The sequence below is a fragment of the Hyphobacterium sp. genome, from assembly GCF_965228115.1.
Taxonomy (GTDB): domain Bacteria; phylum Pseudomonadota; class Alphaproteobacteria; order Caulobacterales; family Maricaulaceae; genus Hyphobacterium.
On sequence record NZ_OZ245794.1, the window covers coordinates 425,440 to 449,841 of the forward strand.

The 24,402-nt window shown below is 57.2% G+C and carries 24 protein-coding genes; 16 read left to right on the forward strand and 8 right to left on the reverse strand.

The features are described 5' to 3' along the window. The first annotated feature begins 1 nt into the window (after nt 1). From ACO079_RS02565 to lpxB, 6 genes are read left to right on the forward strand one after another with little or no spacing between them, the layout of a single operon-like run. Nucleotides 2-604: an OmpH family outer membrane protein gene (locus ACO079_RS02565; RefSeq protein WP_421791532.1), complete on the forward strand. Its 603-nt coding sequence runs from the start codon at nt 2-4 to the stop codon at nt 602-604. Nucleotides 605-624: 20 nt separating this feature from the next. Continuing rightward, nucleotides 625-1,632: a UDP-3-O-(3-hydroxymyristoyl)glucosamine N-acyltransferase gene (locus ACO079_RS02570; RefSeq protein ID WP_421791533.1), complete on the forward strand. Its 1,008-nt coding sequence runs from the start codon at nt 625-627 to the stop codon at nt 1,630-1,632. Between the two features lie 2 nt (nt 1,633-1,634). Then, entirely contained in the window at nt 1,635-2,096 is a 462-nt protein-coding gene (gene fabZ, locus ACO079_RS02575) for a 3-hydroxyacyl-ACP dehydratase FabZ (protein ID WP_421791534.1), read from the forward strand. Then, the gene (gene lpxA / locus ACO079_RS02580) at nt 2,093-2,884 is read left to right on the forward strand and encodes an acyl-ACP--UDP-N-acetylglucosamine O-acyltransferase (protein WP_421791535.1); all 792 of its coding nucleotides are present in this window, start codon (nt 2,093-2,095) and stop codon (nt 2,882-2,884) included. Before fabZ ends, lpxA begins: the two co-directional genes overlap by 4 nt. Next, entirely contained in the window at nt 2,877-3,740 is an 864-nt protein-coding gene (locus ACO079_RS02585; protein WP_421791536.1) for an LpxI family protein, read from the forward strand. Before lpxA ends, ACO079_RS02585 begins: the two co-directional genes overlap by 8 nt. Further along, on the forward strand, nt 3,733-4,896 hold the full coding sequence (lpxB, locus tag ACO079_RS02590) for a lipid-A-disaccharide synthase (RefSeq protein ID WP_421791537.1): 1,164 nt from the start codon (nt 3,733-3,735) through the stop codon (nt 4,894-4,896). Before ACO079_RS02585 ends, lpxB begins: the two co-directional genes overlap by 8 nt. Before the next feature lie 11 nt (nt 4,897-4,907). Here lpxB and gltA read toward each other — a convergent pair whose 3' ends face one another. Continuing rightward, a complete protein-coding gene (gltA, locus tag ACO079_RS02595) occupies nt 4,908-6,212 on the reverse strand; it encodes a citrate synthase (protein WP_421792911.1) in 1,305 nt (434 codons plus the stop codon). Between the two features lie 24 nt (nt 6,213-6,236). After that, nucleotides 6,237-7,676 carry a glutamate--tRNA ligase gene (gltX, locus tag ACO079_RS02600; RefSeq protein ID WP_421791538.1) on the reverse strand — a complete coding sequence of 480 codons (1,440 nt, stop codon included), beginning with the start codon at nt 7,674-7,676 and terminating at the stop codon, nt 6,237-6,239. Nucleotides 7,677-7,735: 59 nt separating this feature from the next. On the opposite strand from gltX, the gene ACO079_RS02605 reads away from it, so the two are divergent. Then, nucleotides 7,736-9,838 carry a ComEC/Rec2 family competence protein gene (locus ACO079_RS02605; RefSeq protein ID WP_421791539.1) on the forward strand — a complete coding sequence of 701 codons (2,103 nt, stop codon included), beginning with the start codon at nt 7,736-7,738 and terminating at the stop codon, nt 9,836-9,838. Nucleotides 9,839-9,845: 7 nt separating this feature from the next. On the opposite strand, the gene lexA is transcribed toward ACO079_RS02605, so the two are convergent. The 4 genes from lexA to ACO079_RS02625 all read right to left on the reverse strand — a co-directional run bounded on the left by lexA (nt 9,846) and on the right by ACO079_RS02625 (nt 12,993). Then, on the reverse strand, nt 9,846-10,520 hold the full coding sequence (lexA, locus tag ACO079_RS02610) for a transcriptional repressor LexA (RefSeq protein ID WP_421791540.1): 675 nt from the start codon (nt 10,518-10,520) through the stop codon (nt 9,846-9,848). Between the two features lie 81 nt (nt 10,521-10,601). Further along, the gene (trpC, locus tag ACO079_RS02615) at nt 10,602-11,387 is read right to left on the reverse strand and encodes an indole-3-glycerol phosphate synthase TrpC (RefSeq protein WP_421791541.1); all 786 of its coding nucleotides are present in this window, start codon (nt 11,385-11,387) and stop codon (nt 10,602-10,604) included. Then, on the reverse strand, nt 11,384-12,403 hold the full coding sequence (gene trpD / locus ACO079_RS02620; RefSeq protein ID WP_421791542.1) for an anthranilate phosphoribosyltransferase: 1,020 nt from the start codon (nt 12,401-12,403) through the stop codon (nt 11,384-11,386). Before trpD ends, trpC begins: the two co-directional genes overlap by 4 nt. Beyond that, complete coding sequence (locus ACO079_RS02625) at nt 12,403-12,993, reverse strand: anthranilate synthase component II (RefSeq protein WP_421791543.1); 591 nt, start codon at nt 12,991-12,993, stop codon at nt 12,403-12,405. Before ACO079_RS02625 ends, trpD begins: the two co-directional genes overlap by 1 nt. Nucleotides 12,994-13,158: 165 nt before the next feature. On the opposite strand from ACO079_RS02625, the gene ACO079_RS02630 reads away from it, so the two are divergent. After that, entirely contained in the window at nt 13,159-14,049 is an 891-nt protein-coding gene (locus ACO079_RS02630; protein ID WP_421791544.1) for a divergent polysaccharide deacetylase family protein, read from the forward strand. Here ACO079_RS02630 and trpE read toward each other — a convergent pair. Continuing rightward, nucleotides 14,011-15,438, reverse strand: coding sequence for an anthranilate synthase component I (gene trpE, locus ACO079_RS02635; protein ID WP_421791545.1), 1,428 nt, complete (start codon nt 15,436-15,438; stop codon nt 14,011-14,013). The two genes, ACO079_RS02630 and trpE, sit on opposite strands and share 39 nt — an antisense overlap. A 5-nt stretch (nt 15,439-15,443) precedes the next feature. After that, a complete protein-coding gene (locus ACO079_RS02640; RefSeq protein WP_421791546.1) occupies nt 15,444-17,357 on the reverse strand; it encodes a SurA N-terminal domain-containing protein in 1,914 nt (637 codons plus the stop codon). A gap of 110 nt (nt 17,358-17,467) precedes the next feature. Here ACO079_RS02640 and tpiA point away from each other — a divergent pair, with 110 nt between their 5' ends. From tpiA to ACO079_RS02680, 8 genes are all read left to right on the forward strand, one after another. Next, nucleotides 17,468-18,205: a triose-phosphate isomerase gene (gene tpiA, locus ACO079_RS02645; RefSeq protein WP_421791547.1), complete on the forward strand. Its 738-nt coding sequence runs from the start codon at nt 17,468-17,470 to the stop codon at nt 18,203-18,205. Nucleotides 18,206-18,269: 64 nt separating this feature from the next. Then, complete coding sequence (locus tag ACO079_RS02650; RefSeq protein WP_421791548.1) at nt 18,270-19,253, forward strand: response regulator; 984 nt, start codon at nt 18,270-18,272, stop codon at nt 19,251-19,253. A 33-nt stretch (nt 19,254-19,286) separates the two neighbouring features. Beyond that, nucleotides 19,287-19,619: a preprotein translocase subunit SecG gene (gene secG, locus ACO079_RS02655; RefSeq protein ID WP_421791549.1), complete on the forward strand. Its 333-nt coding sequence runs from the start codon at nt 19,287-19,289 to the stop codon at nt 19,617-19,619. A 77-nt stretch (nt 19,620-19,696) separates the two neighbouring features. Beyond that, on the forward strand, nt 19,697-21,325 hold the full coding sequence (locus ACO079_RS02660) for a CTP synthase (RefSeq protein WP_421791550.1): 1,629 nt from the start codon (nt 19,697-19,699) through the stop codon (nt 21,323-21,325). A 76-nt stretch (nt 21,326-21,401) separates the two neighbouring features. Next, nucleotides 21,402-22,061 (forward strand): GIN domain-containing protein, encoded by a 660-nt coding sequence (locus ACO079_RS02665; RefSeq protein ID WP_421791551.1) that lies wholly within the window; start codon nt 21,402-21,404, stop codon nt 22,059-22,061. Between the two features lie 109 nt (nt 22,062-22,170). Continuing rightward, the gene (gene rpmF, locus ACO079_RS02670) at nt 22,171-22,353 is read left to right on the forward strand and encodes a 50S ribosomal protein L32 (protein ID WP_421791552.1); all 183 of its coding nucleotides are present in this window, start codon (nt 22,171-22,173) and stop codon (nt 22,351-22,353) included. A 103-nt stretch (nt 22,354-22,456) separates the two neighbouring features. After that, the gene (gene eno / locus ACO079_RS02675) at nt 22,457-23,731 is read left to right on the forward strand and encodes a phosphopyruvate hydratase (protein WP_421791553.1); all 1,275 of its coding nucleotides are present in this window, start codon (nt 22,457-22,459) and stop codon (nt 23,729-23,731) included. A gap of 281 nt (nt 23,732-24,012) precedes the next feature. Beyond that, a complete protein-coding gene (locus tag ACO079_RS02680; protein WP_421791554.1) occupies nt 24,013-24,318 on the forward strand; it encodes an FtsB family cell division protein in 306 nt (101 codons plus the stop codon). Nucleotides 24,319-24,402 lie beyond the last annotated feature (84 nt).

The window sequence follows — 24,402 nt, forward strand, 5'->3', positions numbered from 1 at the left end:
CATGAAACCTTCCTCCCTTAACCCGATTGCGATGATCGCAGCGGCGTTTGCGCTCGTCAGCGTCACCGCGCCTGCCTATTCGCAAGTCACAGTCGTGATCAACGAAGAGCGAATTCTTGTTGAGAGCGCAGTGGGTCAGCATATTGCCGGCCGCATTCAAACCATCTCAGAAGAAATCCAGGCTGAACTGATCGCATTGCGCGCGCCGATCGACGCAGAAGCCGAGCGTCTAAATGCCGAAACCGCCGGTCTGACGCAGGAAGCCATCCAGCAACGCCCGGACCTGATGCAGCGCATCCAAACGGTGAGTCAGCAGGCTCAGCAATTTGAAGCCACGCGTCAGCGCTATGCCAACGAGCTGGTCGCAACCGAACGCGCGGCCATGCGCCCGGTTCTGGAATCCTTGCAAACTGTTTTGCAGCAGGTTGTTGAAGCCCGTCAGGCCGACATTGTGATCGATCGCAGCGCGCTGGTCTATTCAAGCCAGGCGGTCGATGCCAGCCAGGACGTGATTGACCGTTTGAATGCCGTGCTTCCGACCGTGCCTGTCAACCGGGTCCGCTTGCCGGCGGACGGTGCAGCTGGCCAGCCTGCTCAGCAATAAGTTCAAGAAAGGAAGCGACCGTGGCAGATCCGCGCTTTTACGAGCCTGCCCGACCGCTTTCAATTTCACAGCTGGAAAAGTTATCGGGCGCCAGCTTTGAGGGGTTGGCGCCCGATGGCCTTTCGGTTTCCGGTGTGGCTCCAATTGAGGCCATGGCGGCCGGATTTCTCAGCTATGCTGAAAAAGGCGCCGAGACACCGGTAAACGGGGCTGTGGTTCTAACAGTCCAGAAACATGCCGCCAGCCTTCGGGATGCCGGTTGCATTGTCGGTATTTCGGATAATCCGCGTGCGGCGTTTGCCCGTTCCGCAGGCCATATCTTTGTTGGCAAGGAACTGGTTCAGGGCGAAGCGGAAATCCATGAAACAGCCCGGGTCTTTCCCGGGGCTTTCATTTCTGCCGGTGCCAGGATTGGCGCCGAATGCATTATCGAGCCAAATGCGGTTATTGGACCGGGCGTTGAAATCGGCGAGGGGGCCATCATCCGCGCGAATGCCGTTGTGACGTTTGCCGTGATCGGTGGAGGCTCCATTATCGGCTCGAGCAGCGTTGTCGGAAAAACCGGTTTCGCGGTTGTTCTGGGGATCGAAGACAAGCTGCGCGTCCCGCATTTCGGCAGGGCCATCATCGGGAAAGACGTTTCAATCGGCGCAAGCTGTTCCGTCGATCGGGGTTTGTTCGGTGACACCTTGATCGGCGATAACGTCCAGATCGATAATTTCTGTCAGATCGCGCATAACGTCAAAATCGGCAAGGGAACCGTTATGGCCGCCTATGCGGGCATCTCAGGCAGTACGACGATTGGCGAAAACTGCCTGTTTGCAGGCCGGTGCGCCACCACCGACAATATTACAATTGGCAATAATGTTGTGATGTTGGCGGATGCCGCAGCGATGTATGATATCCCGGATGGGGAACGTTGGGGTGGCAGCCCGGCCATGCCGGCGCGCAATTATCTGAAACAGCTGACTCAGCTGCGGAAAATGTCAGGCATCAAGGGCGCTCAAGGGAAAAAAGCGCGGAGATAGATATGAATGATCAAAGCGCCGGTATCCGAATTGAAATTGATGAAATCCTTGCCCGATTGCCGCATCGCTACCCTTTTTTGCTGATAGACCGCGCGGAAGATTATATCGCCGGTGAGTCAATCGTCGGAATCAAGAATGTAACCGTGAATGAGCCGTTTTTTCCGGGCCATTTCCCCGGAAATCCGGTCATGCCGGGGGTCTTGATTGTTGAAGCCGTCGCTCAAGCGGGCGCAGTGCTGATGTCAAAAACACTCGATGCAGACATCAACAAGACGTCGATCTATTTCATGGGCGTCGACAAAGTGCGCTTTCGTCGCCCTGTCAAACCGGGTGATACGCTGCGCATGCCGGTGAAGGTGACGCATATGCGCGGCGATCTCTTCAAATTTTCTGGCGCAGCGACCGCCAATGGACAACGCGTCACCGAGTTCGACTTTTCCGCCAAGGGCGTCACCCTGCCATGAGCCAGCGCATTCATCCCACGGCGATAGTTGAGGACAGCGTCAAGCTGGGCGCTGATGTTGAAATCGGTCCGTTCTGCATCGTCGAGGGCGATGTCGAACTGGGCGATGGCGTCCGGCTAATGTCGCATGTCACGGTCGCCGGCAAGACCACCATAGGCGAGCAGACCGTGGTGTATCCGTATGCTTCGCTTGGACATCCGCCGCAGGATTTGAAATTCAAAGGCGAAGAAACCCGCCTGATCATCGGAAAAAGAAATACGATCCGCGAATATGCCACCATGCATCCGGGCACCGGAGTGGGCCGGGCTGAAACCGTCGTTGGCGATGACGGCTTCTTTATGATCGGCACGCATGTCGCCCATGATTGTATTGTTGGAAATGGGGTTGTTTTGTCGAACCATGCGGTGCTCGGCGGGTATACGGTTGTCGAGGATCAGGTCATCCTTGGCGGATATACGGGGGTCGTTCAGTTCACACGGATTGGCCGGCAATCCTTTATCAACGCGATGTCACTCCTGACCAAGGATGTGATTCCCTATGGCGCGGCGGGTGGCAATCATGCCCACCTAGAAGGGCTGAACCTTGTGGGTTTGCGCCGGCGGGGACATTCCCGGGCCGCGATCAAGGAGCTTCGCACCGCTTACCGGTTGTTGTTTGCTGAAGAAGGTTCATTCAGTGAACGCCTTGAGGACGTAGCCGGGCTGTACGCCGAAAATCCGGCTGTTATGGAAATTGTCGGCTTTATCCGGGCCGAGCCCAGCCGATCAATTTGTATGCCGCATGACTGATGGATCACCGGACAGTTGGAGTAAACTCGCCATAATTGCCGGCGGCGGCGAGATCCCGCTTTTGATCGCCGAAGGCGAACGCTCTGCTGGCCGCCCGCCCTTCATTGTCGAGGTGGATGGGTTTGCAGATCAGAATTTTTCCCACTTCGAACGGGCGCGTTTTCCTGTCACTAAAGTTGGCGGAATGCAAAAAGCCATGATGCAGGCGGGATGCGATGCGGTTTGCTTCATTGGCCGGATAACCCGTCCTGATTTTTCAAGCTTGATCGGGTTAGACGGTGCGGCGATGGCCTTGTTGCCCAAAGTCGCGCAAGCCGCGCGCTATGGCGATGATGCGCTGATGCGGGTGATTGTCGACTCATTTGAAGCCAAGGGACTGCGCGCAATCGGTGCAGATGTTGTGATGTCCAGCCTGGTTCCGTCGCCGGGCGTGCTGGGCGTGGTGCAGCCTGGCGAGAAAGATCAGGCCGACATCCGTAAAGCGCTGAAGATTGCGCGGGCCATGGGGGAGTATGATATCGGCCAGGGAGCTGTTGTCGCGAACGGTCTTGTGCTGGCAGTTGAGGCGCAAGAAGGCACAGATGCCATGTTGGCCCGTGTCGCCGGTCTTCCCGAAGATATTCGTGGCACGCCTCAATCGCGAAGCGGCGTCCTCGCAAAGACGCCCAAGCCACAGCAGGAGCGGCGAATCGATATGCCAACGATCGGAACAATCACCATAGACGGTGCCGAGCGAGCGGGCTTGGCTGGAATCGCCGTGCGGGCAGGCAACGCACTGATCCCTCGCATGACAGAGACGATTGCCGCGGCAGATGCCGCCGGCCTCTTCGTTTATGCGGCTGAGGCTGATGAGTGAGCCTCTCAGAATTTTTATTGTCGCCGTCGAGCCCTCAGGCGATGCGCTCGGCGCTGATCTGATCGCGTCTCTTCGTGCTCTGCCCGCATACACTGTTGAAATTGCCGGGGTCGGTGGCGAACGCATGGCGGCTCTGGGTGTTCAGAGCGCAATCGACATATCGGATCTCGCAATTCTGGGACTTCTCGACGGGTTGAAGTCTTACGGCACGATTCTGAAGCGGGTGAATGAAACTGTCGACGCGGCGTTGGAATTCGGCGCGGACAGTGTGGTTCTGATCGATTCCTGGGGCTTTATGATTCGCGTCGCCCAGCGGCTTCAAAAGCGCGCGAATCCACCCGTACTGATCAAATATGTGGGGCCGCAGATATGGGCGGCTCGGCCAAGGCGGGCGGAAGTGCTCGCCCATTCGGTTGATCATCTGCTAACGATCCATGCCTTTGATCAGCCCATGTTTGAAGCGGCGGGTTTACCCACGACTTTTGTTGGCAATCCAGCTCTTGAAAGACCGGTAACCGGGGATGGAAAAGCGTTCCGGGCCCGTCATGGAATTTCAGACGAGGCGCGTGTAATTGGCGTTCTATTCGGGAGCCGGCCCAGTGAACTGCGCCGCATGGGCCCGGACCTTCGCGCCGCAATCAGACGCCTTAATCAACAAATGCCCGAAGCGGTGTTTGTTTCGCCGATGGCTCCGGTCATTGCAAAAGAGGTCAGACATCAGATCGAAATCGAGGAAGGCCTCCCGCCTGTGATCCTGATCGAGGAAGCCGAAAAGCGCGATGCAAACTCGGCGATGGATGCGGCTCTGGCGGTATCGGGGACGGCCACAACAGAATTGGCTTTGGCAGGAATTCCAACCGTTGCATGCTATCGGCTGGGCGCTTTGAGTTATTGGATTTATCGGCATTTTTTGTTCAAGGCTGACCATATCAGCCTGGTGAATATCGCGGCGAACGCGCGGCTGATACCAGAATTCGTTCAAACGGAAGCCACAGCCGAAAACCTGGCCTCCGCAGTCATGGAGCTGCTTGAAGAAGTAAATTCAGGCAATAGCCGGGGCCCGCGCCTGCGCGAAGCGGCTCTATCAATGAAAGGCGAGGGCCGTGCCAGCGACCGGGCGGCGCACGCGGTGGCCGGATTGACCGCCGCGCGCTAGAGCCAAACCCGTCAGCGTTTGCTCATTGAAATATAATCGCGCTCTGTTGTCCCGGCGAACAATTGGCGCGGACGGCCAATTTTCTGAACCGGGTCTTCCAGCATTTCGGTCCATTGAGCGATCCAGCCAACGGTCCGGGCTAGCGCAAAGAGCACCGTGAACATGGACGTCGGGAAGCCCATGGCTCTCAGTGTAATGCCGGAATAGAAATCGATGTTCGGGTAAAGCTTCTTCTCGACAAAGTATTCGTCTTCCAGTGCGATTCTCTCGAGCTCCATGGCAACCTGCAAAAGCGGCTCGTCTCTCACACCGAGGACATCCAGCACCTCATGGCAGGTCTCGCGCATCACCGTCGCGCGGGGATCGTAATTCTTGTAGACGCGATGTCCGAAACCCATAAGCCTGAATGGATCCTCGCGGTCCTTGGCGCGGGCAATGTATTCCGGAATCCGGTCTACGCTTCCTATTTCCTCCAGCATATTCAGCGCCGCCTCGTTTGCACCGCCATGGGCCGGGCCCCAGAGGCTGGCTATGCCTGAAGCAATACACGCAAACGGGTTGGCACCGGACGATCCCGCAAGGCGGACAGTCGAAGTGGAGGCGTTTTGCTCGTGGTCGGCATGAAGGATGAAAATCTTGTCCATCGCTTTTGCCAACGTCTTGTTCAGCTCGTAATCTTCAGCGGGTACCGCAAAGCACATGCGCAAGAAATTGCTGGCAAAATCGAGTTCATTACGAGGGCTGACGAAGGGTTGTCCGATGGAATATTTGTAGGCTCTTGCAGCGATCGTCGGCATTTTCGCGATCATGCGGTGGCTGGCAACGACCCTTGCATTCGGATCGGCAATGTCCGTCGAGTCGTGATAGAAAGCGGACAAAGCGCCCACAGCGCCTACCATGATGGCCATCGGGTGTGCATCGCGGCGGAAACCCCGGAAAAACTGGTCGAATTGATCATGCAACATGGTGTGGCGGCGGATCGTCATATCAAACGATTCCAATTCCTCCGCATTCGGAAGCTCTCCGCTTAACAACAGGTAGCAGACTTCAATGAAGCTGGATTTCTGGGCGAGTTGATCGATCGGATAGCCGCGATAGAGCAGGGTGCCTTTGTCGCCGTCGATATAGGTGATGTGACTTTCGCACGATCCGGTCGACGTGAAGCCCGGGTCATAGGTGAAGACGCCCGCCTGTTTGTAAAGCGTCCGGATATCAATCACATCCGGCCCCATTGTCCCTTTCAGCACGGGTAATTCATAGGTCTGACCATTCAGATTCAGCGTGGCAATACCATTGGGTTGAGCTTTCGTATCCATCATGACGGTTCCTGTTCGTACGGTCTAAGTGTTCTGTGCTTTGTTAATCTGTGTGTCGATACGCTTCATTGCTTCATCGCGGCCAAGCCACGCCAGCACCAGTGCGATGTCCGGGGCCGGAGCGCCGCCTGTTAAGGCGGCCCGCAACGGGGCGCCGATTTTGCCAAAGCCAATTTTTTCTTTCTCGACGAATGAATTCAGGGCCTCATGCAGGGAGGCATCATTCCAATCAGCAAGGGATTTCAGGGCTTGCTGGAATCGGCCGAGGATTTCGGGTGCTTCACCTTTCAGGGGTTTGGCGGCTTTGCCCTCAAGCGTAATGGGGGTCGGACGATAAAGGAAATAGGCTTGGTCTGCGAGTTCGACGAGGGTTGAAGCGCGTGTTTTCAATACGTCCATTGCTAGAGCCAGTCGCTCCGAAAGCGTCGCCTCGGAGAGATTGTCGCCCTCATACCTGGCTTCGCAAAATGGCAGGACAAGATCGATCAAACGACCATTGCCAGCCAGCTTCATATGGTGCGCATTGATGTGCGCCAGCTTGTCGAGATCCAGGCGAGCGGGTGATTTATTCAAACCCGCCAGGCTGAAGACCGCGATAGCGGCTTCATCATCAAAAAATTCCTCATCCCCATGCGACCAGCCAAGACGTAGAAGATAGTTTCGCAGGCCTTCGGGTAAATATCCCATCTCGCGATAGGCCTCAGCGCCCAGAGCGCCATGGCGTTTGGACAGTTTTTTACCGTCGGCGCCATGTATCAGCGGAATATGGGCGAACACCGGACGCTCCCATCCCAGAGCATCATAGATTTGCGCTTGCCGGCCGCCATTCACCAGATGATCGTCACCGCGCACGATATGGGTCACGCCCATATCATGATCATCCACCACAACCGCGAGATTATAGGTGGGGCTTCCGTCTGATCGCAGCAGCACCAGATCGTCAAAATCCTTGGCTTTCCAGCGGACCTCGCCCTGAACGGCGTCAGCAATAACGGAGTCGATATCGCTGGCTTTGAAGCGCACGGTAAAAGCCGCACCCTTAGGGGCATCATCGGGATCACGGTCACGCCAGGGGCTGCGCAACGCCCGGCCATCGGCAAAGGCTTTTTTACGTTCGGCCTCGGTTTCTTCGGCCGACATGTAGCAGCGGAAAGCCCCGCCGGACTGGAGCATTTGATCCACAACGGCGCGGTGCCTTGCCGCATTCGCAAACTGTGAAACAGGTTCTCCGTCCCAATCCAGTCCGAGCCAGCTCAATCCATCGAGTATGGCTTGCGTCGCCGCGTCCGTCGAACGCGCGCGATCAGTATCCTCAATCCTGAGTAAAAATTTCCCGCTGGCGTTGCGGGCCAATAACCAGTTGAATAGCGCTGTACGCGCGCCGCCAATATGCAGGAAGCCCGTTGGCGAGGGCGCGAAGCGTGTAACGATTTGACCGGGGCTGTCTTGCACTCGCGGAACCATGTTGCACTGCAATAGGAAACCGCGTGGTAACATGCCGGGCAGGGGGATGAAATAGCCGATTGCGCCTGATCAGCCAAAACTGGGACATCCCGGAGCAGTGGGCCGGAATAAAGCCACTGCTGAGGGCGCAATTGAACCTGGACATCACCAGGCCGGTCAGAGCCGCCCTATGGGCACCGGTCGCTTTTGGAGCCGGGGCGTTGGTCTATTTCAGCTTACCCCAGGAACCGGCGCCGATACTTTCCTGGCTTTGTTTCTTGCTTGGATGCGGGCTTTCGGCGATCGCCTTGCTCTGGCTCAGGCCACGCCCTGTCTTGTGGTCGGTTCTGGTTCTTATTGCCTTTGTTGCACTGGGATTTGCGCGTGGTCAGCACCACACGGTGTCGCAGTCTCCGGTGTTCGTTGACGGCACGGAACGTGCCCGGGACCTTACGGGTTGGCTTGAACGGGTGGAGTCCCGCAATGGGCGCGAGCGTCTGATCGTCCGCGTCGCCAATCTGGAAGGCTTCGATTCGCCGCCCCAGCGCGTTCGTTTTTATGGACAGCGCGGAACGCTCCGTCCCGGAGATGGCGTGACCGCCCGCGTGGTTTTAACCCCTCCGAGGCGACCCGCTGTTGCACGCGGCTATGATCCGCAATTTGCGGCCTGGTTTTCTGGCCTGGGCGGCACCGGTTTTGCAATTGCTCCGCTCAGTGCAGCGGAGATCGACGGGGATGGATTGATCCGGGCACTTGCCGGTTTCCGATGGCAGTTGGCTGAACGCATCCGAAGCCGTGCCCATCCCGAAACCGCCGGCATCGCTGCAGCATTGCTGACGGGAGATCGATCGGGGATCCCGGCCGACCATGCCGAAGCGCTAAGGGCAGCCGGCCTGGGTCATATACTGGCGATTTCGGGGTTGCATATGAGCTTGTTTGCGGGCGGATTGTTTTTTGCGGTCCGGGCTGCCGGGGCGGCAATTCCTGCTTTTTCGCGCAAACATGACCCGCGAATTCCGGCGGCCATCGCCGCCCTATGCGGGGCGGTTTTATATCTCATCCTGTCAGGCGCAGCGATCGCAACGCAACGCGCTTTTGTGATGGTCGCTGTGATCCTGATTGGCGTGTTATTGAAACGGCGCGCCTTTTCAATGCAATCCATTGCCTTGGCCGCAGGTATCATTTTGCTCCTGCAGCCCCAGAGCTTGCTCTCACCGGGTTTTCAGATGTCGTTTGCGGCTGCAGCCGCGCTCGTAGCGGCCTTCGATTTCTGGCGCACCAGACCGGTTTCAACACGAAGCTATGGCGTCGTTCAAAAACTGGCGGGGTTCTGGAGCTCACTTTCACTGTCCTCGCTGGTTGCAGGGTTTGCCACGGGCGCATTCGCGGCCTTTCATTTCAATCGGATCGCCGTTTATGGGTTTCTGGCCAATCTCGCGGCCATGCCCGTCTTCTCCTTGATCGTGATGCCAGCAGGCGCTGTCGCCCTTGTACTGGCACCCTTCGGGCTGGATGGGCCCGCGCTTTCGGTAATGAGCTGGGGACTGATCTGGGTTGTGCGGATTGCGGAATGGGTGAGCAACTGGCCGGGATCACTGGCCCCAATGGTGTCGGCGCCAGGGAGCGTCCTCGCGCTTTATGCGGCAGGATTTACGCTGGTGGTCGCAGCCAGGGAACTCTGGCGCTGGCTCGGCGTCGCCTTGATGCTGCTGGCCTATTCATTCTGGCTGACCAGCCCTCAACCCGATGTTTTTGTCTCCGAGGACGCGGTCGTTCTGGCTAGGTTTGGTGACGAACTGGAATGGACCAGCTCAGACCGCAGACGCGCGCGTTTTGCGGCCTCGGTATTTCTTGAACAATCCGGACAAAGGGGAGAGCGCCCCGGACGGGAAGGACTTTTGTGTGACCCGAGAGGCTGTGCAGGAACTGCTCAGGGTCTGGGCATAACCATCGCCTACGATGCTGAAACACTGCAAGAAGATTGCAATCGGTCAGACCTTGTTGTGCTGCGCGCTTATGCGTCCCCGGTTCAGCGCGCGGATTGCTCCGCCCATTTGATTGACCTTGGCGACCTGGTGCAAACAGGCGCCCGGAGCCTTCTTATTGAAAGAGGTCAGATCGTTCAGGTCCGGACGGTCGAAGATCAACGGGGCCGGAGAGTCTGGACGCAATCAGGGCGCTGACGCGCGATCAATGATACCGCCGGATCAGCCCAACCAGGCGGCCCTGGACGCGAACACGGTCGGGACCAAATATCCGGGTTTCATAGGCCGGATTTGCAGCTTCAAGCGCTATTGAGCCGCCTTTTTTCCGAAGACGCTTCAAGGTCGCTTCCTCTTCATCAACAAGGGCAACAACAATTTCGCCATTGTGAGCCGTATCGCAGCGCTCCACGATGACGATATCGCCATCGAGAATGCCGGCATCGACCATGGAATCCCCTTCAACCTCAAGCGCATAATGTTCGCCGCGCCCGCCCGCGATATCCGGTGGCAGGGTGATGCGATCTTGTTCATGCTGAATGGCTTCAATCGGCACACCGGCTGCAATCTTGCCAAGAACGGGCACGCTCACCGAGTCATTCGCCGGTTCCGGCGTGAAATCAGCATGAACCACATTCGGCGCGGCTGCACCGGTTTCGGGTGTAACCGTTTCGGGCATCTTCAAAACTTCCAGTGCGCGGGCGCGATGGGCGAGACGGCGAATAAATCCGCGTTCTTCCAGAGCTGTGATCAGCCGGTGCACGCCCGACTTCGACGCCAGGTCCAGCGCATCCTTCATTTCCTCAAAAGAGGGTGATACGCCATCCTCGCTCAAACGCTTGTGGATGAAGAGCAAAAGCTGATGTTGCTTGCGCGTTAGCATGGCTCACTCCCATGAGAACAAATCAGAAACTTCTCTCGATGTTCTATGAGTGTTCCGGGTTAACGTCAAGTAAACCGCAATTCAGCTGAGAAGCATCCGCGTTGCCTGGGTGACATTCTCTTGCCGCATAAGGCTTTCGCCCACGAGGATACCTTTCGCGCCGGCAGTCTTGAGCCGGGTGACATCAGCAGACGAGAAGATCCCGCTCTCGGCAATGGCGAATCGATCTTCGGGAATAATGGGCGCTAATCGTTCAAATGTTGCCAGCGACGTCTCAAAGGTCGTCAGGTCGCGATTATTGACGCCAATCAGCGGGGAGGGCAGGGCAAGCGCGCGCTCCAGCTCCGCCTCATCATGAGTTTCAATGAGCGCCGCCATACCCTGATCATGTGCCGCGGAAACAAGGTCCTGCGCCAGAGCGTCATCGACGCTCGCCATGATGACTAAAATTGCATCCGCGCCCATGGCCCGTGATTGTGTTACTTGCCAGGGATCAAGCAGAAAATCCTTTCTCAGGGCGGGCAGGGCAGAGGCCTCTCGGGCGGCCTTCAAATAATCCGGTTGTCCCTGAAAACTCGGAGCATCGGTCAGGACCGACAAACAGCTCGCTCCGCCCGCCTCATAGGCTTTGGCGAGTTCTGCCGGCTGAAAGTCCGCGCGGATCAAGCCTTTGGACGGGCTGGCTTTCTTGATCTCGGCGATGAGAGCGATGCCGGTGCTCGCAGCGGATTTTTGGAGCGCGCCGGTGAAATCGCGCGCCGGTCCGGCTTGGTCAATCATTTCGTCCAAACGCGCCGCGCTATAGGTCCGTTTTTCCTGATCGATTTCATCGCGCTTATAGGCCTCAATCTTTTCCAGCGCGTTCACGCTTCACCTCGCGAGATGGCCGCCATTTTCTCCAGAGTGTCGCGGGCTTTGCCGGTATCAATGGTCTCGACCGCGATCTTTGCACCCTCGCGGATATCATTTGCAATCCCGGCGACAATAAGAGCCGCTGCGGCATTCAGCACAACTATGTCGCGATAGGCACCGGGCGCACCGTTGAACAAGTTCCGGATGGCTTCCGCATTCTCATCCGGCGTGCCGCCAACCAGATCATCCAGGCTGGCCGTAGGGAGGCCTGCGTCACCTGGCGTGAGCGTGAACTCGGTGATGTCACCGTGATGAAGCTGGACGACACGGGTTTCGCCCGTTGTGGTGATCTCATCCAAGCCATCCGAGCCATGAACCACCCAGGCAAAATCGCAACCGAGCGTATCCAATGCCTCCGCGACTGGTTGCTGCCAGCGCGTATCGAAAACGCCAAGTAGCTGACGCTTGGCTCCAGCCGGGTTGGCCATCGGTCCCAAAAGATTGAAAATGGTGCGGGATCGCAGTGCCTTGCGAGCGCCGCCAACATGCCGGACGGCTGAGTGATGTGCGGGTGCGAACAGAAAGCCAATGCCCGCATCAGCAACAGCACGTTCGATCGCGGCTGGACCTGCCTCCAGATCAACGCCAAGCGATGCCAGCACTTCAGCGGAACCCGATTTGGAAGAAGCCGCGCGATTGCCATGTTTGGCAACCTTCGCGCCAGCCGCTGCCGCGACAATCGCTGCCGCTGTGGAGATATTGTAGGTGCCTTTTGCATCCCCGCCGGTTCCGCAGGTATCAATCGCACCTTCCGGTGCGCGAATGCCTGTCATGCGCTTGCGCAGAGCCTGGGCACCCAGGGCAAGGTCCTCCGGCGTTTCGCCGACAGCCGCCAATCCAATCAGAAACCCGCCGATCTCGGCCTCTCCGGCTTCACCTTCCATCAATTGATCAAAGGCACCGGCAATGGAGCCCGCATCGGGATGCTCTCCGCGCGATAGCATTTGCAAACAGGTGTGGATCGCGCTCATCAGGCCAATTCCCTTATTTTCAGCCCGGCCAGTTCAAGAAAGTTGGCCAGGACGGCATGTCCGTGCTGCGAGGCAATGGATTCGGGATGAAACTGAACGCCGTGCAGCGGACGTGTCCGATGCCGCAGCGCCATGATCTCCCCGTCTTCTGTCCACGCATTGACGATCATTTCGCCATCTTCTGGCAAGTTGCCGACGGCCAGCGAGTGATAGCGCGCAACGTCAAATGGGCTGGGCAGGTCGGTAAAAACGCCGGACCCATCATGAGTGACCGGGCTGGATTTGCCGTGCATGATTTCTCGGGCCTGGACGGTTTGACCGCCAAAGTTTTCGCCCATGCATTGATGGCCGAGGCAGACGCCCAGGATCGGCAGTGTTTCCGGCGCCTTGCGGATCAAATCAAGGCAAATACCGGCATCTTCCGGACGCCCGGGGCCCGGCGAAAGGCAAATCGCTTGCGGTTCAAGCGCCAATGCATCGGCTACGCTCATCACGTCATTGCGAATGACACGGGTCTTGGCCCCCAATTCCTCGAAATAGTGAACGAGGTTGAAGGTGAAGCTGTCATAATTATCGATGATCAACAGCATGTGGTGCGCCTTATTCCCAGCCTCAATCTAGAAGCCCTGATTGCATCCGCAATGCTGCGATGCGGTGCCAATTGGTAAACGTGGTATTAACCGAAGCATTGGCGATTTGGCTGCATGAAATTTCAGTCCGCCAACTCGTCAATTCCGCTTGTTTCGGGATTGCTCATGGCTTCGGTTTTTGTTGCCGGGGCCTTGGCCTATGAGGTGGGACGCACAACGCCCGGCAACGTCGAGGTGGAAGCTGTTGTCGGCGATCAAATTTCATTGCCTCGGGCAGAAAATACCGTTCCACCTGCTGCGGAAACGTGGGCGTTTGAGCCTTTGCCGTCGCGGATGCATAACCAGCCAATTATTGCACTGATTATCGATGATGCCGGTATCGATCCTTTACTCACGCGTAGGGCCACAGATCTTGGCATCCCCATGACCCTTTCATTTCTGCCCTATGCGGAGGCGTCGGCCGATCTTGCGAGGTTGGCGAGAGCGCAGGGACATGACGTGTTTCTTCATTTGCCCATGGAACCGGTTGGTTTTTCTGATCCCGGCCCGCGGGCGCTGACCCGGCATCTGACATCTCAGGAAATTGCATCACGGACCCGTCTGGCATTCAACAGCATTCCGGGCGCCATTGGCCTGAACAATCATATGGGCAGCGCCTTTACCGCAGACGAAGACGCCATGCGGTCGGCGCTGGAAGCATTGGAGAGCCGGAACTTGATCTTTGTCGATTCCCTAACCAGTGGCCGGAGCCGGGCCCGCGAAGTGGCAAACCGGTTGGGTTATACCAGTCTCAGCCGCGACGTTTTCATTGATCACGACGCGAATAGCGTCCAACAAGCCCTCGATCATATGGCCAATATGGCGCGGCAATCAGGTCCGGTCATTGCGATCGGCCATCCGCGGCCAGGCACGCTGGACGCGCTTGAAAACTGGCTGATGGATCCTGCCAATCAGGACATCCGCTTCGTGACGATTTCCGACTATGTTGGACTAGGGGCCGTATCCGAAGCGCCAATGTCAAACGAAACGGTGCGCCTGTTCAGCGGCGCGGAATAAAGCCCGGGCCTTGTTCAGGCACTCCTGATGTTCCGCTTCAGGATTGGAATCGAGGACAATCCCAGCGCCTGCCTGAACCGACATCTGCCCATCCTTGATCAAGGCGGTTCGAAGCGCGATGGCCATATCCATATTGCCATCCGCGCTGAAATAACCTGCGGCGCCGGCATAGTAACCGCGACGGTGAGGTTCGATCTCGTCGAGTATTTGCATGGCCCGGACTTTTGGTGCACCCGACACGGTGCCAGCAGGAAACCCCGCAAACAAAGCTGAAATTGCGTCCTGTTTTTCCGCCAGATCGCCTTCCACGTTCGAGACGATATGCATGACATGGCTATAGCGCTCGACGATCTCCCGTTCGGTGATCCTGATCGAACCTGGTTTTGCAACGCGGCCGACATCATTGCGACCTAAATCCAGCAGCATCATGTGCTCGGCGCGCTCTTTGGGATCCGCCAACAGGTCGGCTTCCAGCGCATTGTCGTCTGCCGGCGTTTCGCCGCGCGGCCGGGTGCCCGCAATCGGGCGGACTGTCACAACACCATCGCGCACCCGAACAAGAATTTCCGGACTGGAACCGGTAATGGCGTATCCCTGGAACTGGAAATGGAACAAGAAAGGAGACGGATTTAAACGCCGCAAGGCGCGATAAAGCGAGAAAGGCGGCAAGTGGAACGCTGTTGTGAATCGCTGGCTCAGAACGCCCTGAAAGATATCGCCGGCCCGGATATGCTCTTTCAAACGATTGACATCGTCCAGGTATGCGTCTTTCTCGAACGATGACACCGGCTTGATGTCGGCAGGTCGCGCTGCCTCTCGAGGTTCAAATGGATAATCGAGCTGGCTCAGCAGTGCCGCTAGTTCGGCATCGGCGACGGACCTGTCCCCATCATACGCCAGACGTCGATAGGCGGTGATTTCCTGTTTCAGAGCATCAAAAACGATGACCGTTCTTGGACGGATCAAACAGGCCTCGGGAATGCCTGCCGGGTCCGGGTTTTGTGTATCGGGTAGCGGCTCGATCGCCCGGATCAGATCGTAGCCCACATACCCAAACAAACCTGATGCGATAGACGGTGTTCCGGGTTCAAGCGCGATCGCCGAGCTGGCATTGAGTGATTTGAGGGAGGCAATCGGATCTGCCCCATCCGAAACCGGTTCGGCATTCGATGCCAGGTTTTGAAGGAAAGGCTTGCCGTCCCGCACAGTCCAGATCAGGTCAGGGTCCATCCCGATCGCCGAATACCGACCCCGGAAAGACCCGCCCTCCACAGATTCGAGGAGAAAGCAGTTTTCGTGATCCTTCACCAGCTTGAGATAGGCCGCGACCGGTGTGGTAACGTCATCAATCCGCGTCGCGGAAATCAGGCGGGCATCTGCAGATGCCATTTGTCTTATTGAATTTGCGTTGGATCGATCAGCCCAAGCGCTTGATCGCGATTGCGCACATTGATGTCGCTCCCATCGAAATCGAATTCCCGATAAAGCGCGGTCACCAGGCTGGAATCGATATCACTGCGATAACCCTGGTCCAGAAACTCGTTCAGCTGGGCGAGTATTTCAGGATTTTGGACCTCTCCATCGCGGGCGGCATTTACGCGCAAGACCAGGTGCGATCTTCCAACGCCGGAATGCGTGCTTTCCACGTCGCCGACATCCAGAGAGAAGGCCAGGTTCACAACGTCGCGGCTGAAAGTCCCGGAATTCTCGTCGCGTCTCAAGCTCGCCTGTTCAATCCGGAAGGCCGGGTTGGCATCACGGATCGATTCCAGGGTTTGCCCTTCGTCCAGCAGTGTCAGCACATTTTCGGCAATATCTTCGAGCTGCGCATCGATTTCCTGCAGGCGCCAGACGGTTTCCGCATCCTCGCGGGCTTCTTCAAGCGACCGCAAGCGGCTGTCCTCGATCACATCCACGCGAAGCGCGAAAAAGTTTCCGTCGCCATAATCGAGCAGATTGGTATCAACCAGGGGCGGCTGTTCAAACGCAGTGGAAAGTATATCCGGTTCGGTAAAGAAGCCGAACGCAAAGTTCCCATCTTCGCTGCGGCCCTGTTGATCAACAGTCTGGAAGACCTCGATCACCAACCCCGCGGCAAAGGCGGCTTCCTCGATCGAAAGGCCATTTGCGCGGGCTTCTTCGTACGCGCCGAGATCGGTGTACAGCGCATCCTCAGCGGCTGCACGCGCGAGCTCATCACGGATCTGCGCCCGCTGGTTTTCTAGAGTGGGAATGCTCTCTTCTTCGGCCGCTTCCACCAGAATGGCGAACCAGGTGCCGAACTCGGTCTGGACCGACAGGCTATCACCGGCAGCCGCTTCGAACAGCGTATCGCGGACGGTATCGTCAGGCACCTGGAAAGCCTGGCGCTCTTCGAACCGCGACGGGGTATTTCCGCCCAGTTCTGCTGCAACGAGATCGGCATCTTCACCGTTAGCCAGGAGCTCTGCCGCAGCGTTGGCATCGGCTTCATTCGCGACGGCAATCTGAACGTAGGTCCGTGTGGCCGGCGTGCCAATCGCGCCGCTTTCCAGATCAAACTCGTACTGTTCGACGATGTCGCTTTCATTCACGGCGACATTCATCAGATAATCCTCAATGCGAAGCCGGACGAGGGTAATTCCACGACGTTCCGGTGCCGTGAAGAATTGCGGATTGCCGTCAATCGTCGCTTGCAATTGTTCATCGGTCGGGTCTGGCAGCTCGTCTGCCGCAGATGCCGGGATGACCAGCGCTTCTAGATCGCGAACTTCTCCGACATAGCGGTTCAGCAATTCCCGATAGGCCTCGGGATAGGTGATGCCTTCAAACAGGCTGCTGGTCAGTTGTTGCAGGACCAGATTATTGCGGACATCGGTTTCAAACTGGCGTTCTCGTTGATTGGTTTGTGCCAGAAACCGGCGATAGGCTTCACGGTCAAAACCGCCGTCCAATGGATCGGTAAAGACTTCAAAATCGCGGATTTCCTGCCGGATGGCCTGATCAGACGCTGCAATCCCCAGGGAACGGGCCTGTGACCTCAACATGGCATTCAGGATCAGCTGGTTCAGCGCCTGGTCACCCAGGCCCTCCGCGCGTGCCTGCTCCTGGGTGATGCCGGGATTGTCCTCGCGGGCGCGGTTGATGGCGCCATCGAACTCACGTTGAAGGTCAAAGACGGTTACGCGCTCACCGCCAACAACGGCGACATTATCGCCGGGAGACTGAAAAACGTCATTGACCCCCCACAATGCAAAACTTGCGATGAGGAGCACAAAAAGCACCACAAAGAAGGGCGACTTGATACCGTTGCGGACTGCTGAAAGCATGAAAACTGTTTCCTGGCTTGGATGCGGCAGCGAAGGTAGCGATGCCATTTACACGCTGCAAGCGCGCCGTCATTGTCCGGACGCAGTGAATCGCAGACGGGGAGGGGTGCATGACGCGGCGAATGCTGATTGCAGGAAACTGGAAAATGAATGGCCTTTCCCGTTCTCTTGCCTTTTTTGATGCCCTTCAGCCGCCTGTTGCAACGCGACCCGATCTTGATGTCCTGGTCTGTCCTCCCGCCACACTCCTGGCTGCGGCAGCGGCCAAGGCCGGTCCGGTGCATATCGGCGCGCAGGATTGCCACTCACACGAAAGCGGTGCCCACACAGGGGACATCTCAGCAGCAATGATCAAGGACGCCGGCGCGGCCTATGTGATCGTCGGCCATTCTGAACGCCGCGCAGATCATGGTGAAACAAGCGAAACCGTGAAGGCAAAAGCCGTTGCCGCCCAGATGGCTGGTTTAGTCCCCATTATCTGTGTCGGGGAAACAAAAAACGAGCGCGACGCAGGCAAAGCCCGGTCGGTTGTAGGTGAACAACTGGACGCTTCGCTTCCTGACGAGGCTCCGTATGTGGTCGCCTACGAGCCCGTATGGGCCATTGGCACCGGTTTGACCGCATCCACAGATGATATTGCGGATATGCACGCCTTTATCCGCTTGCAGTTGAAGGCCGGTGACGGCATTCAAATCCTGTATGGCGGTTCTATGAAGCCTGCAAATGCAAGCGCGATTCTTGCGCTTGAAGATGTGGATGGCGGCCTGATCGGCGGCGCCAGCCTGAAAGCGGACGACTTTACGGCCATAATTCAAGCAGCACCCGTAAGAACTGAAATGTCCGGGTAAGCCGGTATCAATCATTTTCTGCCAGTTTCAGATTAACTGCCTGAAGCGGGTGAGGGTGCCGTAAATGTCTGAATTGGATTTCCAGCGCGCAGCGGTTCTGCTGTTCGATCCGGTTCATGTGAATCTGCGCACAACGCGCTATGCCCTGAATGAAATCGGATTCCGCTCAATAGAAACCTGCAGCACGATGGAAGAATTCCGCCGGCAATTGTCCGAGAATAATTGGGACCTGATTGTTGCCGAGTGCTCTTCGGCAAAAGTTGATGTTTTTTCCATCACGAGACAGATCCGACGCGGGGAAGCAACACCTAATCCCTATGCGGTGATCGCGCTGACCTCCTGGACACGCGATGGCGGACATGTCCGCAAGGCAATTGAGTCCGGTGCAGACGACGTCATCGTGCGCCCGTTCTCGACCCAGTTTGCCGAGGACCGTATCCGGACCATGGTGCGGGACCGCAAGGCATTCGTGGTCACCAGTGACTATGTCGGTCCTGATCGCCGGTCGGGCCCTCGCGCGGCGTCGGGCGAAGATGCCATGATCGTCCCCAATACGCTTCAGGCGAAAGCGGATGGCGATGAGGAAGCGCTTCGCGTGGCTTATAGGGGCATCCGTGAATCCAAAAAGCACATAGAGGCGGAACGTGTACGCCGCCTGGCCATGCGTATCGTCGTGACCGCCGAATTGCAGTTCGATTCGTCGGCAGGCCCCGCAAAAGCCTTCGATCCTGCAGACATAATGCGATCTGCACGTGAACTGCGTGACCAGCTCGAGAAAGCCAATCGCGTTGATGCGGTCCAAGTGTCAGAGGCACTCATCGACCACGCAAGAAATTTCCGCAACCCGGAAGAGCGGAATGTGAAGAATTTCCGGCTCATCAAGGAGTTGGCCATCGGTGTATATGCCGCTTATGCCGATGGGGAGTCGCTGGAGCGGGCCAAGGATGAAATCGCCCGTACAGTCAAAGCGCTGCGCAAGCGGCTGTCATCTGCCGCGCCGGGGAGTAGCGTTCAGGACTTGCCTGAGCTAAAAGCCGCCTCCATGTAAGACGGGTCTACCCGGAGAAGGCGGCAAATTGCCATGATGATTGTCCTGCTAATCGTTCAGTTATTGATCTCGGTCGCACTGGTCGTGGTCGTGCTCATGCAACGCTCTGATGGCGGTGCGCTGGGCATTGGCGGCGGTGGCGGCGGCGGGGGCATGATGTCTAGCCGGGGCGCAGCGACGGTTCTGACGCGGACCACAACCTTCCTGGGAGCCGCTTTTTTTGTTCTGGCTATCGTGATGGCTATCGTGGCCGGTGTGGATGCACAGGGCCAGAGCGTCTTTGACGTGGAAGAAGAGGACGCGCCTGTCACTGATCTCTTCCCGGAAGAAGACGGCCAATCTCCGACACTTCCTGACGATCGCTGATAAATCGCTGAGATTTATTGCCGAGAACCGGCGCCGCGACTTTCGCCGGGCTCGAATCTGCGGTATTCGGGCTTCCCATGCCGCGTTATATTTTCATCACTGGCGGCGTGGTCTCCTCACTTGGTAAAGGCCTCGCTTCCGCCGCATTGGGCGCCTTGCTGCAAGCGCGTGGATATAAAGTCCGCCTGCGTAAGCTCGATCCCTATTTAAATGTCGACCCCGGAACCATGTCGCCGTACCAGCACGGCGAAGTCTATGTCACCGATGACGGGGCCGAGACCGATCTCGATCTGGGCCATTATGAACGCTTTACAGGCGTTGCCGCCGCACAGAGCGATAACATCACCACAGGGCGGATTTACTCCACAATCATCGAACGTGAGCGCCGCGGGGATTATCTTGGCGCGACGGTTCAGGTCATCCCGCATGTCACGGATGCCATAAAGGAATTCGTTCTCTCAGATGCGGGCGATGTTGACTTTGTGCTCTGCGAGGTCGGTGGCACGGTCGGTGATATTGAAGGCCTGCCGTTTTTCGAATCGCTTCGCCAGCTGGGTCAGGAACTCGGACGCGATCAGGCGATCTTCCTGCATGTGACCCTGTTGCCCTACATCAAGGTGGCAGGCGAAATGAAAACCAAACCGACCCAGCACTCGGTCAAAGAGCTCCGGTCCATCGGGATTCAGCCCGATATTCTTCTTTGCCGCTGTGAACAGCCCATAGATCCGGGCGAACGGAAGAAAATCGCCTTGTTCTGTAACGTCCCCGAAAGTGCAGTGATTGAAGGCATGGATGCTGCCTCGCTCTATGACGTGCCGCTGGATTACCACGCCAAGGGGCTCGACACCGAAATATTGAAACGGTTCGGCATTTATTCAGCGCCGGAACCGGATATGACACGATGGGAGGCCATTTCCCGGAACATTCATGAGCCTGATGGTGAGGTGACCATTGGCGTTGTCGGCAAATATACCGGTCTGCTGGATGCCTATAAGTCGCTGAACGAAGCGCTGGCGCATGGCGGGATCGCCAACAATGTGAAAGTACGCCTTAAATGGCTGGATTCTTCGCAATTTGAGAGCCCCGATACATTTGGACCGCTCGAGAATGTCCATGGAATTCTTGTGCCTGGCGGATTTGGTGAGCGCGGAGCTGAAGGGAAAATTGCAGCGGTCCGGTTCGCGCGCGAACGGAAAATACCCTATTTCGGAATCTGCTTTGGGATGCAAATGGCGGTGATTGAAGCTGCGCGGAATCTCGCCGGGCTCAAAGGGGCCAATTCCACAGAGTTTGGACCGGCAGAGGAACCCCTGGTGGGTCTTTTGACCGAGTGGACCAAGGGCAATGAAGTCGAACGCCGCGGCAGCGAAGACGATCTTGGCGGTACGATGCGTCTGGGCGCGTACCCGGCGGCATTGAAAGACGGCTCCCGGGTCAAGGACATTTACGGGACTTCTTCGATAGAAGAGCGCCACCGCCATCGCTATGAAGTCAACGTGGCCTATCGGGACCAGCTGGAAGCTGCGGGTTTGACATTCTCAGGACTGTCCCCGGACGGGGTTTTGCCTGAAATTGTCGAGCTGGAAGACCACCCCTGGTTCATTGGGGTTCAGTTCCACCCGGAGCTGAAATCGCGGCCGTTCGAGCCGCATCCTCTATTTGCCAGCTTCATTGATGCGGCCGTGAAGCAAAGCCGTTTGGTGTAGATTGAGTTTTTTGCATCCAAATGAGCCCTTCGTGACATCAAGTCAGAAATGACTTGTTTGCTGGCAGGAGGATTTCATGGCCAAATCATTGATCGGCGCACTCTTTGTTGCGGGAATTTCGGCATCTGCGGTTTTTGCGCAGTCGGCTCAATCCACTGAGGAAAGACAGATTGACCGGTTCAACCATCTGGAGATGAGCGGTCGCTTTGATGTGATCTTTACGCCGTCGGACACACCGCGTCTCGTGATGCAGGGTGATCCGGAAGATATTCGCGATATCGATATCAGTTTGAGGAACGGCCGTCTGGAAATCGAACAGGATCGCGGAGTCCGTCGGTGGTTCGGTCGCGCCCGCGATCTGGACGTTGTTGTTTTTGTCGAAGGTCCGGGGGTTGAGGAATTCGATGCCTCTCGCGGCATGGATGCCCAGATCAATGATTTGACGCTGACCAATCTTGATATGGATGTCAGCACTGGCGCGAGCGTGCGCGTGTCGGGCAATTGCGAAAGTGGCAGTTTCAATGTTTCAACCGGAGCTTCGCTCAATGGCCGGGAACTGGACTGCGGATATGTTCGGGCCAATGCCTCCACAGGAGCGTCCATGCGGGTCAACGCCACAGACGAGCTGCATGCCAACGTGTCGACGGGGGCGGATGTCTACTCCATGACATCACCGGATGTTTTCCGTTCGAACACCAGCACCGGCGGCAATGTCCGGATTGGCGATCGGAACTAGATTTCGCTCACCTTCGGTGGTTGCGTTCTGATGTGACTGCTTGTATACGCGCCGATCTTCGCGAGGTTCGCTTCGTGATCCCGTGTTCATATCAGATGTGGAGAGACCAATGGCGGTCCCCAAGAGAAAAACCACCCCGTCCAAGCGTGGCATGCGCCGCAGCCATCACAAGCTGGCCAATCCGTCCTATGTCGAGGACAAGGATTCGGGCGAGCTGCGCCGCCCGCACCACATTGACCTGAAAACCGGCATGTATCGGGGCAAGCAGGTTCTGGAGCCGAAGGACGACTGATCCTTCCACCTTGTCTGGAATTCATGAACGCGCGGGGCTTGCACCCGCGCGTTTTGCTTTTAAGAAGCGCCCAAGCCGAAACACCGCTTGAAGGAGCGCTTCCATGACCGCCATCGTCGACATTATTGGCCGTGAGATACTCGACAGCCGGGGCAACCCGACCGTGGAAGTCGATGTTGTGCTGGAAGATGGCAGTCTGGGCCGAGCCGCCGTCCCCTCTGGTGCGTCAACCGGCGCGCACGAAGCCGTGGAAATGCGCGATGGCGGCGAGCGCTATAACGGCAAGGGCGTTCAAAAAGCCGTTGAAGCCGTCGAAACCGAGATTTTTGATGCCATTGGCGGGATGGATGCTGAACAACAGCGCGGGATTGATGATGCGCTGATTGCGCTCGATGGAACCGAAAACAAGGGCCGTCTCGGTGCCAATGCTCTGTTGGGTGTTTCGCTAGCCAATGCCAAGGCCGCAGCCACATCACTCGGGCTGCCGCTTTATCGCTATATCGGCGGCATCAATGCCCGCGTGCTGCCCACGCCGATGATGAATATCGTCAATGGTGGCGCGCACGCCGACAACCCGATCGATTTTCAGGAATTCATGATCATGCCGGTTGGCGCGCCGAGCTTTTCCGAAGCGCTGCGCCAGGGCGTCGAAGTCTTCCATGCGCTTAAAAGCCGCCTGAAAGCCGATGGCCACAATACCAATGTCGGGGATGAAGGTGGTTTTGCCCCGAATCTGAGAAGCGCAGAAGAAGCGCTAGACTTTGTGATGACCGCGATTGAATCCGCCGGCTTCAAGCCGGGCGAAGAAATGGCGCTGGCGCTCGATGTGGCGTCCACCGAGTTCTACATGGACGGCAAATACGTGCTGGAAGGCGCCGGCGAAACACACGACGCGGATGGCTTTGCCCAATACCTTGCCAAGCTGGTCAACCAATACCCGATTATCTCCATCGAGGACGGCATGGCTGAGGACGATTGGGGGGGCTGGGTCGCCTTGACAGAGGCGGTGTCTGGCAAATGCCAGCTGGTCGGTGATGATCTGTTCGTCACCAACCCGTTGCGCCTCGCCAAAGGCATTGAAATGGGCGCGGCCTCCGCCGTTTTGGTGAAGGTCAATCAGATTGGCACGCTGACCGAAACACTGGAAACGGTCGAAATGGCGCTACGCTCCGGGTATGGCGCAGTCATGAGCCACCGGTCCGGAGAAACCGAAGACGCCACGATTGCCGATCTGGCAGTAGCGACCGGGTGTGGACAGATCAAGACAGGCTCACTTGCCCGCTCTGATCGGACAGCAAAATACAATCAGTTACTGCGAATAGAAGCCCAGCTGGGCGCGCAAGCCATGTATGCGGGACAAGACCCCATCGCCATGTAGTCTGCGGGACTCGCGGAAACGCGTTCCCGCTTTTGTCCGTCAATATCCTTTGCGATTTCTACAGGCGAAGGAGGCCTCTATGGGCGATTTCTGGACGGATTATTGGTGGATGATCACGCTTTTCCTGATTCTTATTGGATCAGGCGGAGTCGCGGTTTCCCGAAATAAAAAAGGCGATGACGACACGCCGTAACCCTTGATTCACCCTGTTGCGCTTCAATGCGTGCATCAAGACGCGGGGAAAACCGCGCCGGTTAGGGTGATTAAGGGTGGGACGCAGTATGCGATCCGTGAAGCGACTAATACCTTCGATCTTCTTTGCAGCCATGATTGCCTATTTCGGCTATCACGCGCTCAATGGCGAGCAGGGTGTCCTGAATTGGGTTGTGGTTAAGAACCAGATCAACATCGCCGAAACCGAATTGGCCGAGGCCCGCGCAGAGCGTGAAGCGCTGGAGGTTCAGGCTGCGCGCCTGCGGTCAGACAGCCTGGATCTTGATTATGTCGAAGAGCGGGCGACAGCCCTATTGAATATTGCGCACCCGCGCGATTTCATTGTTGATATCGAGCGCCCCGAGCAGCGCTAGAAACGCAATCTATTTTCCACATTGCAGCTTGCCGTAAGCGGTAACTTCCTGTTATGGCCCTCCCATGTTTCAGGGAGCGCGAAC